The 12,918-nt window shown below is 43.8% G+C and carries 10 protein-coding genes; 3 read left to right on the top strand and 7 right to left on the bottom strand.

Translation table 11 applies throughout. From position 1 onward, the window contains the following. Window positions 1-133: 133 nt before the first annotated feature. Together ACVBIK_RS07610 and ACVBIK_RS07605 are read right to left on the bottom strand one after the other, a co-directional pair. Window positions 134-280, bottom strand: coding sequence for a hypothetical protein (locus ACVBIK_RS07610; protein WP_447169413.1), 147 nt, complete (start codon window positions 278-280; stop codon window positions 134-136). 90 nt (window positions 281-370) lie between these two features. After that, window positions 371-697, bottom strand: a complete 327-nt coding sequence (locus ACVBIK_RS07605) for a hypothetical protein (protein ID WP_447169412.1) — start codon at window positions 695-697, stop codon at window positions 371-373. A gap of 362 nt (window positions 698-1,059) precedes the next feature. Between ACVBIK_RS07605 and ACVBIK_RS07600 the strand changes: the two genes are divergently transcribed. Next, a complete protein-coding gene (locus ACVBIK_RS07600) occupies window positions 1,060-2,358 on the top strand; it encodes an NCS2 family permease (protein ID WP_447163997.1) in 1,299 nt (432 codons plus the stop codon). 112 nt (window positions 2,359-2,470) lie between these two features. Here the strand turns inward: ACVBIK_RS07600 and guaD are convergent, their stop codons facing one another. Continuing rightward, complete coding sequence (gene guaD / locus ACVBIK_RS07595) at window positions 2,471-3,835, bottom strand: guanine deaminase (protein ID WP_447169411.1); 1,365 nt, start codon at window positions 3,833-3,835, stop codon at window positions 2,471-2,473. Between the two features lie 680 nt (window positions 3,836-4,515). Here guaD and ACVBIK_RS07590 point away from each other — a divergent pair. Both ACVBIK_RS07590 and ACVBIK_RS07585 read left to right on the top strand, forming a co-directional pair. Continuing rightward, entirely contained in the window at window positions 4,516-4,764 is a 249-nt protein-coding gene (locus tag ACVBIK_RS07590) for a hypothetical protein (protein ID WP_447160700.1), read from the top strand. 241 nt (window positions 4,765-5,005) lie between these two features. Then, window positions 5,006-5,491: a cupin domain-containing protein gene (locus tag ACVBIK_RS07585; RefSeq protein WP_447169410.1), complete on the top strand. Its 486-nt coding sequence runs from the start codon at window positions 5,006-5,008 to the stop codon at window positions 5,489-5,491. Window positions 5,492-5,738: 247 nt separating this feature from the next. On the opposite strand, the gene yghU is transcribed toward ACVBIK_RS07585, so the two are convergent. The 4 genes from yghU to ACVBIK_RS07565 all read right to left on the bottom strand — a co-directional run bounded on the left by yghU (window position 5,739) and on the right by ACVBIK_RS07565 (window position 12,324). Then, window positions 5,739-6,596, bottom strand: coding sequence for a glutathione-dependent disulfide-bond oxidoreductase (yghU, locus tag ACVBIK_RS07580; protein ID WP_447163975.1), 858 nt, complete (start codon window positions 6,594-6,596; stop codon window positions 5,739-5,741). A gap of 273 nt (window positions 6,597-6,869) precedes the next feature. Continuing rightward, window positions 6,870-8,954 carry a M13 family metallopeptidase gene (locus ACVBIK_RS07575; RefSeq protein ID WP_447169409.1) on the bottom strand — a complete coding sequence of 695 codons (2,085 nt, stop codon included), beginning with the start codon at window positions 8,952-8,954 and terminating at the stop codon, window positions 6,870-6,872. Between the two features lie 241 nt (window positions 8,955-9,195). Continuing rightward, window positions 9,196-10,275 carry a PepSY domain-containing protein gene (locus ACVBIK_RS07570; protein ID WP_447169408.1) on the bottom strand — a complete coding sequence of 360 codons (1,080 nt, stop codon included), beginning with the start codon at window positions 10,273-10,275 and terminating at the stop codon, window positions 9,196-9,198. Window positions 10,276-10,581: 306 nt separating this feature from the next. After that, window positions 10,582-12,324 (bottom strand): leucine-rich repeat domain-containing protein, encoded by a 1,743-nt coding sequence (locus ACVBIK_RS07565; protein ID WP_447169407.1) that lies wholly within the window; start codon window positions 12,322-12,324, stop codon window positions 10,582-10,584. Between the last annotated feature and the right edge of the window lie 594 nt (window positions 12,325-12,918).

Here is a 12,918-nt window from a genome sequence, read left to right as displayed (position 1 = left end):
TCATGAGTATATGCCTATCCTTGACTCTTTTTAGAGTACAGTTTGATAAGCAGTTACACAAAGTTAGTTACAGTCTCCAAATAATAAAGCCAGCAATTAATTGCTGGCTTTCAAGATTAACTCTCGTTTTATTCTAGCTAAGCTTATGTAAGAAGGCTAAAAGTTGCTGCTTACCATCGCGAACCCGATATAGGATGTCCATGATAGGTTTAATTACCTGATTTGTCGCTTTTAGGTTGCGGCGTTCATTACGCAAGCTTAGGCCGTAAACGGTCGACATGATTGTCCCAAGAACAGAAGCGCAGATAAGGTACTCGCTACTATAATAGGCCGCTGTAACCGTTAACCCCAGTCGTAGTGCCACCACAAATTAGGCGCTAAAGCAGGTCTTGTCATAGTTGACCACAGACTGTGGCATCTGCGCTGGGCTCTTACGAGGGCTCGCAGCCTTTATCGGTTCCGCCGTTGGGGCTTGGCTACTGGCGCAACTTAGTTGCTCGCATACGACTATTTCACTTGCTGATTCAGTAGTGGTTTCGGCTTTAACGTCTATGTTATTAATGCTATTAACGACTATGGCATTAAGAGTGACGATCGGTTCTTGCTGTGCTTGTTGAGACTGACCACAGTGAAAGCAGTACTTGGCATGATTGTGCACTCGGCTTTCGCAGCAATATTGATAGCAGCTATCACTCATAAGCCTTATTTAGGCTTGCATTGCCAAGATTGGTTGTTTTCAAATTAACTCTGAAATATGTGAAGTTAATCACTCATGGTTAAGGGGCTCGTAGCCTACAATATCGCCATCTCGTAATGTCATATCATAATCAATAAGTCGTCGTCGGCAGAAAGCATATTTCTGGCGATTAAGTGCGTGCGTTTTTTACTAAAAAGTTAGCGCGATACACTTTATACCTACTGTTTGGGGCGCAGATTCGCTGAGTTAAAGATGGAAACAATCTATTCATGAGTACCGCAAGCAACAAACCCAACTCTGTTGGTAACGACAACCTTGACGCAGCCGCAGTTAATGATGCGCAGGTGCCAGCTAAAGGCGGGTTGCTAGAGCGCTTTTTTAAACTATCAGCCCATAACACTACAGTATCAACCGAAGTCATTGCAGGCATTACCACCTTTATGACCATGGTTTATATCGTATTTGTGAACCCGCAAATCCTTTCTGCAGCAGGAATGGATGCCAGTGCGGTATTTGTGGTGACTTGTATGATCAGTGCGATTGGCTGTATTGGTATGGGCTTGATTGCTAACTTACCGATAGCATTGGCACCAGCCATGGGGCTGAATGCGTTTTTTGCCTTCTCCGTAGTAGTCGGTATGGGCGTCAGTTGGCAAGTCGGTATGGGCACCATTTTTTGGGGCGCAGTTTGTTTTGCCATCGTGTCCTTACTCGGGATCCGCTCGTGGATCTTAACTAACATTCCCAAATGTCTGCGCATCGGTATTCCTAGCGGTATTGGCTTACTGATCGCTATGGTCGGTTTTAGTAACGCGGGGATAGTGGTGGCAAGCCCTGCAACTATGATCACGGTCGGTGATTTGAGCTCGCTACAATGTGTCTTGGGCGCGCTAGGCTTCTTTATTATCGTTATTTTGGCCTCTCGCGGCATTCATTCTGCAGTGCTGGTGTCTATTGCTATTGTGACCGCCATAGCGGCCTTGATGGGTGATATTGAGTACACAGGTATTGTGTCTATGCCGCCGAGCATTGCTAATACTTTCGGTCAGTTAGACTTGGCTGGATCACTTGATGTGGCGCTGATGGGCGTTATTTTCTCATTTGCCTTGGTGAGCTTGTTCGATAGTTCTGGCACCATGATAGGTGTAACAGAGAAATGTGGTTTCACCGATAAACGTGGTCGTTTTCCGCGTATGAAGCAAGCGTTGATTACTGACTCTGCAACCTCTGTGGTTGGTGCCTATATGGGCACATCTACAGTGACCGCTTACATTGAAAGTTCTGCCGGTGTTGCTGCTGGTGGCCGCACAGGCTTAACTGCTATCGTTGCGGGTCTGCTGTTTATCCTGGTTATTTTCTTCTCGCCACTGGCGGCAATGGTTCCAGGTTATGCGGTTGCTGGCGCCTTGGTTTATGTGGGGATTTTAATGTCATCTGAACTAGCAAAAATAGATGGCAAAGACTTAACTGAGTCAGCTCCAGCCTTTATTACTGCAGTGATGATGCCATTTACCTTCTCTATCACCGAAGGCGTTGCGGCTGGCTTTATTACCTATTGCGTGTTAAAGCTAGGCACAAATCGCTGGCGTGAAATTCACCCAGGGGTGGCTATCGTTGCACTACTGTTTATTTTCAAATTTGCTTTTGTTGATGGTCATTAATCACTCCCGTGTTAATGAGTCGCTTGTAAAAAAGCGTTAAGCATAAAAAAAGGCTCAGAAGGTAATCCTTCTGAGCCTTTTTTATAGCCGTGGCTTAGTAGTCACTAGGCAATTATTTTTCAACCACCATCTGGCCCTTTACCCACACCTTACGGATGTTTTGGCGACTGTTGAGGGTGATGATTTTCTCAAGCTTATCTTTAGCACTGTCCATTTCATCGAGGATAAAGATGTTGCTGTCAGTGACGCTGGTATCAACCACCAGCGCATCGAATTCAAACCCTGGCTGGAACAAGCCTACCTTGACATCAATGGCTTGTCCGCCGCCAACCGTTGCCATCCAATAAGACTCTAAGAATGAAATACGACTGCCGCTTTCACCGCGAGTATCAGCTGGCAAATAAGTTGAAGTGCCATCTTCGCGTACGCGAGAGTGATTCACGGCATCTAAGCAAGTGTGGAATATAGATGGGATTGGCGCGCCAGCTAAGTCGCTACCTAGACCGCATTTAAGTTCGTTATCTAAAATCTCTCGAGTCTGCATTGCCGCATTGGCAAAGTACATGTTAGATAGCGGGCAGTGGGCAATACTTGCGCCTGTAGCCTTAATCATTTGGTGATCTTCTGGGGTTAAAAAGATCGAGTGCGCCAAAATGGTTTTGCTGGTCATTAAGCCAAAATCGTTATAGATCTCAACATCTGTCTTGCCGTACATCTCTTGGCTATAATCCCGTGCCCAGTCGCTCTCAGAGCAGTGGGTTTGCACATGACATTGGTATTTTTGTACTAATGTGCCCAGCCCTTGTAGCATTTCACTGGTGCAGCTTGGCACAAAACGCGGGGTGACAACCGGTGATACTAACTGATGCTCGTTGCCTTCAAGTGCCAAGACTTGCTTAATAAAGTCTTCGGTCTCGATAAGGGCATCTTGGGTAGATGCTTCGATATAATATGGCGGACATTGGCTGGCTTCATCCATATTGACCTTGCCAACATAGCCACGCTGGCCTTGCTTTACACATTCACGAGCAAGCTCAACTGAAGTGTCTTTGTGGATAGTGGCAAAATACACGGCGCTGGTGGTGCCGTTAGCGAGCAGTGATTGCACTAGCTCTGGATAAACTTTCTTGGCAAAGCCCATATCTTCAAACTTGGCTTCAAGCGGGAAAGTATAATCTTGCAGCCAATCGTACAGTGGCAGATCTAGCCCTTTCCCCGCTTGTGGGAATTGCGGCGCATGTACATGTAAATCGACCATACCGGGCATGAGATATTGAGTAGGACTCAATTCTATGAGTTGCTTATTGTTCGATAATGCACTTATTTGCTGGTCAAAATCGACGTTTTTTTCTGTGAGAACGGATTTAATAATACCGTTATTATCGACCAAGATTAGCGCTTGAGCTGCGTACTCAAAATCACCTTTCACAGGACAATGAAAATACTGTCCTAATACACCAAATTTAATCTCAGACATCAGTATGCATCCATCTTATTGTTTGTAGGGTTATATCAATCAGTATAAGAAGTTGCTCTACTCAGAGCGATTTTTGGCAAACTAATTCAAGGCGAATAGCTGAAAGAATGGTTATTCCCTTGTAAAGCTGTTCAACGCAGAAGTAGGCAGCCAAAATCGCTCCAGAATGGCGAGTTTTAGCGGCTCAGCTGCTGTGACTCTTAATGAACAAGAGGGAGCTAAACCCTAGTTCAACTATGCTCTTCACTCATCGCAAACCACATGGTCTTGTATGTTCCAGACATACATAAGACATTTCCTCCATCCTTGAAGGTCAGATGTGGTGAATGTCATTCATGCTGGAGCATTTAATGACCTTGCCTCATAACCGCTAAATTCTCGCTGAGCGACCAAATCTTTAAACTGATTGGTATTATCACGGCGGGAGTATTACATGCGCGCAATCAGATTGAGTAAAATAAGCCGCGTTTTGTGACTAAGCTAATAGACTCAATATGCAGCCGATTAAAATGCAGCCAGTGAAATAGAGATAAGCGTTCATTTAGCCACAATAGATACATTCGTTGGCTTATTCATTTTACAGTCTTTTCATCAGAAGCTAGGATCTGTAAAGTACGCCACATAGTAGGCTTTGGGTCATATGGTCCATTTGCTAAGTAACGAACACAAGAGTATTGAAGATGAGTGACGAGCAAAAAGTTATCGATAATTTGGATGACCTAAGACGTTTATTAGTGTCGATTGAAACGGGTGGTTTGGGTCTTGAAGGTGTAGCTGGTGTTGGCATGGCGACTAATAATGCCGATGGTCGTCACTTTGTTGCCGTATTTGATAATAACCATAAGCTGTTACATGCCCGTTGGGTAACCGATGAAGTGTATGAAACTGGCAAAGATATGGTGCGTGACGGCGTGACCGGCAAACACTAAATTCGTTATTTTATGGATAGATTATGGAAGCCCGAGCTTAATGAGTTTGGGCTTTTTTATTGCACCATTTATTGCACCTTTTACAGTATTAGAAAGTATTAGCAATGCCCGAAATTCTAATTTTGCTCGCAGTCTTTATTACGGTATTGGATTACACTTTCGGGATATTCTGTTTTAGAAACGTTCCCTACAACAACGTTTTCAATTAAAACGTTCCCAACCAAAATAATAGGTAGTTGCAATGCAAACCGCTGAAAAATTTATTGAACATCTCGAATTAGAACAACATGTTGAAGGTGGCTATTTTCGCTCGTCATATCGCTCAGAACAAGCGTTCGACGATACGCGTGCGCTTTGGACCAGTATTTATTTTTTATTGCGTACAGGCGAAGTATCGAATTTTCATCGCTTAACGGCGGATGAGATGTGGTATTTCCACGCAGGTGAATCATTAACGATTTATATGATTGATGAGCAAGGGGAGCTGACCAGCGCACAATTAGGCTTAGATATGACTGCGGGCGAGCGCCCACAATTTTTAGTCCCTAAGGGCTCTGTTTTTGGTTCGGCGATGAATAAGCCAGGCTTTTCACTGGTCGGTTGTATGGTTTCTCCAGGTTTTACCTTTGATGATTTTGAGTTGTTTAGCCAAGAAACCTTGTTGACGGATTACCCGCAGCATCAAGATATCATTAAGCGTTTAAGCCGTAGTGGTGTCGGTAGCTAGTGATGACTCTCTAATTATGACTCTCTAATTATGACAGTCTAAGAATGATTGTCTAAGTGTGACAGTCTAATAGTGACTGCATAGGGGATGAGACGCTAGTGGAAGCCCTCGCTTGCAGATGCAAAAAGGCGCCGAATGCGATGTGACCCGCCGCCTTTTTTTCTTAAGCTCAGCCCTTAGCTCAAGCTTTAACTTAGTAATTAAGCAAGCCCTTAAGCAGGTCCTTAAGCAAGTTATTAACTTAGCGTTAAGGCTGCTTTGCTAACACGGCGTCAATGTCTGCGGCGCTATGGCGCTCAGCTAATTGCTCCCACTCCTCACCCCATGAGCGGTTAACGATACGGCCACGCTGCACGCCTTGGCGCTGTTCAATCTGTTTAGCCCAGCGCTGTAGGTTAGGGTAGCTGGCAACATCTAAAAATTCGGCGGCATCGTATAAGTTGCCAAGCACTAAATTACCGTACCAAGGCCATATTGCGATGTCGGCAATACTGTATTCATTACCGCCAATGAATTCGTTATTGGCGAGTTGTTTATCGAGCACGTCAAGTTGGCGCTTAGCCTCCATACTGAAACGGTTAATCGGGTACTCGAACTTTTCTGGTGCGTAAGCATAGAAATGGCCAAAGCCGCCGCCAAGGTAAGGTGCAGAACCTTGTAACCAGAATAACCAGTTCATGACCTCGGTTTTAGCCGCCAGCTCTGTTGGTAAAAAGTAGCCAAATTTTTCGGCTAAATAAAGCAAAATATTACCCGACTCAAACACACGAATTGGCTTTGTCTCTGTGGTATCGATAAGGGCGGGGATTTTAGAGTTTGGATTGATATCGACAAAGCCTGAACCGAACTGATCGCCTTCGCCGATGTTAATTAGATAGGCATCATACTCAGCCCCAGTCACGCCTTTGGCGAGTAACTCTTCTAGCATAATCGTGACTTTTTGGCCATTAGGTGTCGCCAGTGAATGCAGCTGCAGCGGATGTTTACCTTTGGCTAATACGTGTTTATGTCTTGGACCAGAGTCTGGGCGGTTGATGCTGGCCCACTCGCCGCCATTTTCATTATCCATGGTCCAAACTTTTGCTGGTGTGTATGGGTTTGTCATGTTCTGTCCTAATAGGTATTAGCTCTGTTAACGACAATTGTTAACTGCATTTGTTGTTAGCGCCGAGCGACATTGATTGCTTTGTGTTAACAGTATAGATATCGGGTCAGTTGCTCTTTTTTAAACCCTTAAAATCGAGTTATGAATATAACCGTTTAATCTGATTGAGAGCGATGAGGAATAAAAAATGCCAGTCAGGTGACTGACTGGCATTTAAGGGAGAACTTAACTTACTTTAACTTCAGTGGACTTGTTAAAGTGTGAGTTAGCCCATTACCAAATGCGTACGCGCTGATCTTCTGGTAAATACAGCTCGTCACCCGGTTTTACGTCAAATGCTTTGTACCAAGCATCGTGGTTACGTGGTGCTTGAGCGCGGTAGCGGCCCGGAGCATGGGTGCCTGCACGTAGCTGGTTTAGCATGCTTTGTTCAGTACGTTTTTCTTTCCATACTTGTGCCCAAGCAAGGAAGAAACGCTGATCACCAGTTACACCATCAATCACAGGAGCTTCTTTACCGTTTAGGCTCAACTTGTATGCATGGTAAGCCATTGATAAACCACCAACATCACCAATGTTTTCACCTAGGCTGTTACGGCCGTTGACGAAATTTTCTGGGATTGGTTCATACTTACTGTATTGCGCGGCAAGCTGATCGGCTTTGGCTTCAAATGCAGCACGGTCAGCATCTGTCCACCAGTTACGTTGGATCCCGTTAGCGTCAGACTTTGAACCTTGGTCATCAAAACCGTGACCCATTTCATGACCGATAACCGCGCCAATACCACCATAGTTTACGGCAGGGTCGGCATTGGGATCGAAAAATGGCGGTTGTAGAATTGCAGCTGGGAATACAATCTCGTTAAACGAGCTGTTGTAATAGGCATTAACGCGCTGTGGTGTCATACCCCAACGGTTACGGTCAGTTTTCTTAAGCTCTTTAGCTACGCTATCAGCATTGAAGTACTGACGCAGATTTTGAATATTGCCTACGAGGTCTTTGTTGGTGAGCGCTAAACCATCAAACTTTTGCCAAACATCAGGGTAGCCAATTTTAGGGTTAAATGCTGCAAGCTTAGCGTGAGCATTGACCTTAGTTTCAGCGCCCATCCAGTCTAGGCCGTCAATACGCTCACCCATAGCGGTACGCAGGTTTTCAACCAGCTCTGCCATTTGTTGCTTAGATGACTCTGGGAAGTAACGCGCCACATACACCTTGCCGATAGCAAAGCCGAGTGACTGAGTGCCTGACATCTCTGATACCGCGCGTTTCCAGCGTGGACGAGGCTCTTCTTGACCGCTTAGAGTTTTACCATAAAAACCAAAGTTGGCCGCGTAAATATCTTCTGATAAAAGACCAGCATTGTTACTGACTGTGTGGAAGGTCAGGTAATCCTGCCATACATTCAGAGGTTGCGTATTAACGAGGTCAATCATCGCTTTGACAGGATCTGGCTGAGAGATATTTAGCTGTGGTACTTGGTAGCCAGTTTGTTCAAAATAAACATCCCAATCAAATCCTGGGTAGTCTTTTGCTAAATCAGCGCGCTTCACTTGGTTCAGTGTTAGGTCGCGGTTACGGCGCTTCTCACGTGGCCATTGGCCTTCAGCCATCTTAGTCTCTAGTGCAAGAATAGCGGTTGCACGTGCTTGACCATCTTTTATACCAGCAAAGGCCAGCATTTCAGCAATATGATTGACGTAAGCTTCACGGATTTTAACGAAACGCTCGGCGTCTTCTAGGTAGTAAGAGCGATCGGGTAAGCCTAAGCCACCGGCACCAATAGACATTTCATACTGGTTTGGATCAAGACGGTTAAACCACATGCCACCAGATATTGGGGAGGTGGCGCCCGTTAACCAAGCTTGACCAAATACTTTAGTTAAATCGTCAGTAGACTTAATCGCACTGATTTGCTCTAGCGTGCTCTGGATAGGGGTGATACCGAGTTTATTAATCGTATCAGTATCCATGTATGACTGGTAAAAATCGGCGATTAGCTGTTCTTCGGCATTAAGGTCAGTGCGGCTAGCGATATCATCGATGATCTCTTTAACCTGTTTTTCACTGCGCTCAGCAAGACCGGTAAAGGCGCCAAAGCGGGTTTTGTCAGCTGGCATTACATAGTTGTCGTACCATGTGCCGCTAGCATACATAAAGAAGTCATCGCCTGGATTTACGGCTTCGTTACGCGCGCTGAGATCGACACCAAAGCTCCCGAGTTCTGCTTTGTTGTTAGCAGTGTTAGTGACTTCAGCTTCAGTCACTTTTGCTTGGGGTTCGTTATTTACATCTGACGTGCCACAGCCACCCAAAAAGGAGGTTGCTAGGGCCATTGCGATAAGGGACTTTTTCATTATGTTAATCTCTTCCTTGCCAATAGTTTTTATCGTTTTTGTAACGGTTCTTATTATGATTTTGCAATAAACTTTTTATTATTGTTAACCAAGCTATCTTGTAGAATTGCCATAAAATGTCAACATTTGAATTGTTAATAAGTTTGAGTGAAGGACTGAATGCGAAGACACCTAGCTTTACTGATATAAAAATAGCAGCCAAGTGGCTGCTATTTTTAATGTAAATTAAGCGGTGACAAACCTATGCCGTTACTTCTCGATTAATACGTTTGATGCTCTTTTTAAATATACGGCGATAGAAAGTCACTGCGCTGAACATTAAGATTAAGCTACCAACCAGCGATACAGTGGTGATAAACAAGGAGTAGCTGAGCGGCATGTTTAAAGCGTCATGCAGTGGTCTAACAAAACTTGCCACTTGGCCTGAAAGCGGTCTATCGCTGTGCTTTATGGCGTCTTTAATCACACCTTGCTCGAAGCTCATTGTTATACGGTCGGCTTCACGCAGCCAAACACCACTATGACTATCAAAACGTATACTGTAGTTAAGCTCTGTCGGTGTTTCTCCCTTTTTAACTCTTGGTTTACTAATCGCGACTAAGTGTGATTCTGGCCATAAATCTTGCGCTGTTTGTAGCTGACTCTGCCAGTTGTTTGCTTGGCTAATCGGGTAGACCATTTCAGTTGCTGGTTGCTTAAGTGCTCCGGTCCACAAACTCTTGTAAGTAATTAAAAAACCACTAATGCACAAGATAAGCAGCGGTACAGAGATAAACAGGCCTAGCTGGATATGGCTCTTAACTAAGCTGCTTGAACGGGTATTCGTTGGAATACTCTGTTTCAATCTAAAGCCCTTACGTACTCGCCACCAAAGATAGATACCGACAAGTGTGACCACGCCGCCAAGCAGGGACGCCCAAGCATTAATGTACTTGCCGCCAAAGTCTTCTAATAAGAAGTTACGGTGTAGCCAAAATACAGTGGCATAACCCGGAATGTCACCAAATGAGCTGATAGAAAGCTCATTAAGTTGGTTATCTAATGCGATGGTTTTTCCGCGAGTTGCAGCTTGAATATAAGGGCTGTGCTCTGTTGGAAAGCGAACGGTGCTCATTGCTGGATAACGTTCAAATAAGACTTCTACGGTATGCGCTTTTTGCTCAATAGATAGCGACGCATATTGCTGACCTTTATCATCAAGCCTTTTATACATGTCGACGCTACCAAGATAGACACCGGTAGTCAGTACAATCAGCATGGTAATACTGATAAAAAAACCTACCCAATTATGAAACCACTTTAAAAAAGGTACTACATTCATATTGATATTCTCGAATCGGTCTAGGCACATTTTGCCAAAAGACCCTGAAAGGGTTTTAACGTAGCAACCTGTGTAAAATTATTTTTTAATAGGTTAAGTAAACAGGCTACGGCAATTAAACTGTCGTGAATGATAATCAATCTCACTATCAACTGCAATTAAAGAAGTGTAAAGGTGCATGATAGGTATATATGTTGATAGATATAGCTAGATATAAAGAAAACCCGCTAGGTGCGGGTTTTCTTTCATTAGGGAGCGGTAGGGCTTCTACTTATAACGACAATGGTTATTTTTTAATGCGTGTTTTTAACGCTTTAAGCAACTACCGACCTGCTGCGGATCAAGCTCGGTAGTGGTGATGTATTGACTGCCCATACAGGCGATGTAATGACTAAAGAACTCTTTTAATTGGTCGTTCATTGGCAGTGCCGATTGTTGTTTAACCGCAGTTAATGCGTCCTTCAAGCATTGAGATTTAAACGGCTGCAGTTTAATAGCGCAGCTTTTGACATCTTTAAAACCTAAACAACTCCGGTATTTATCTTGATTGCAAAGGTAATACTCACCTTGAGTGATTAACTTCTCTAGCGTTAAGGCTTGCTCAACAGCCTTATTCTTCCCGCCTTTTAGCACGTTTTTTTCATCCATATTCACCAACATGAAAGACTTTTTGGCGACCACTGAATCGCGATAAAGAATTTCAAGTGTCCATCGCCCAGTTACTAACTCATGGGCGTCGCCGAAATACCACATCGCCAGATTACGGTCGTGCTTGAACATGGTGTCCGTCCAGCTTGAGGTGGTGAAGCCTTTACCACTTTTAGGGTCGACAATCTCTGGGTGAGTCATGCGAACTGTAATGGGAAACTGGTTTTGCTTGGCAAGGTGAGAATCGACTTTACCTGAGGCATCTTTAGGTAAATTAACCGCGTAACGATAACCGATATATTGGCCAAGTGTTGGCATCACTAATTGACTGGAATTTACATCATATTGAGCCCCATTCTGGGTAATGGTACCGGCTTCAATAATACTGACTCGGGGCGATAATAGGTTTGAGATATCCTGTTGATTTAAGGCGTTATTGGCGATTGAAACCGGTGTGCCTTCTATCGATAGCATTTTAGGATGATATTGCGGATCAAGTATCAAACTTTGTAGCGGGTTATTAAATGCAACGAGCTTATTCAGTTTGTTAAAGGCTGAAATGTCTAACTCTGTGATGCGGTTATTGTTGAGCTCTAGTTCAATTAAAGGTGCGGCAGGGCTCAATGTCATATCATCAATCTGGTTGTAATCGGCTTTGACTTTTATTAAGCGTGGATTGTGGCTTAAATCCAATTGCTTGAGCTGGTTATTTCTGACCGCAACAACTCTGAGATCAGGGTTGTGTTCGAGATCCAGCGCGGTAAGTTGATTGCTCGGTAGGTAAAGGTGATTAAGTTTAGGGTTATGGGACAGATCTATTTTACTCAAGGTGCCAACCGATAGATTTAATGTCTGTAATTCAGGATTATGAGACAGGTCAATCTCGGTCAGCTGATGGCGGCTTAAGCCTAAATCTCTTAGTTTTGGTAGCGTAGAAGTATCAATTTGAGTCAGTGGTAATTTATAGGCATAAAGGCTTATAAGCTGTGGGTTTTCACTCACATCGACAGTGGTAATGTTATTGCCTGAAATATTGAGTGCAATGAGTAATGGGTTGTTAGACAGATCAATATCAGTAAGCTGGTTATTACCTACGATAAGCCTATCAAGTTGCTCTAGATGACTGACATCAATGTGGCTGATTTGATTATCCAGCAACACTAATGCTGTCAGAGCAGGCATAAACCTAATTTCGTCTACGTTGGTTATTTGCTGACTATTACAGCTAAGTTGGGTGATTTTGGCCAGTTCCGTGATGCCGTTTTGTTGAACGCATTGTGCAAATTGTGGGTCGGTAAATTGAACCTCGCTGACTTGCTTTGGAGCTTGTGTTAGGGCGCAGCCGCTTAAGGCTAACAGGCTTGATGCCAGTAAGCCTGCGGTTAACTTCAATGATGTCATTTGTTGCTTATCCTTATTCCAAATACTGGGTCAGTTTATTGTCTGTACCTCTAATTCGAGTTTTTTACGCTATATTCAATCGATTTACTGACAATTTTGGTGCTGAATATATTGATAATGGCTTTATGTTTCAATGACTTTTGGGAAGTGGTGACATTAGAAGGTTAATACTTTGATCTTGAGCAAGCTAGGCAATTAAATAAAAATTTACCGAACCTCCCCATAGCCCGATGTAATGACTAATAGGGCTTCAGTTTATAGGCTTAAATACTATCGAGCTTTGCAGCTAGTCAAGCTAATCAAGTTAGTATATTCATAGCAATTAGCACGAGAGGATGTGACGTTAGAACTGAAGTTTTTTGAACACATGTAGCTGATTTTACTTTTGGAGTCGCGGCCATATTCACCAAAATAGAATATAGGGGCAACTGTCACTTTGGATACGTTATACACTTCTGCGGGGCGTTATTTTGACACTGTTTGGTTAATAGTGTTTGGTATCGGATTTTTATTAGTTTTTAATGCTGTGAAGGCTGGTTGCTTCCCCTCGAAATAACTAGTAGTTAAGTCTATGTGTGGGAGATTTTTACAACT

The sequence above is a fragment of the Shewanella sp. 125m-1 genome (assembly GCF_052977065.1).
Note: the sequence above shows the minus strand (reverse complement) of the source record. Positions and strands in the feature narration are given on the sequence as shown.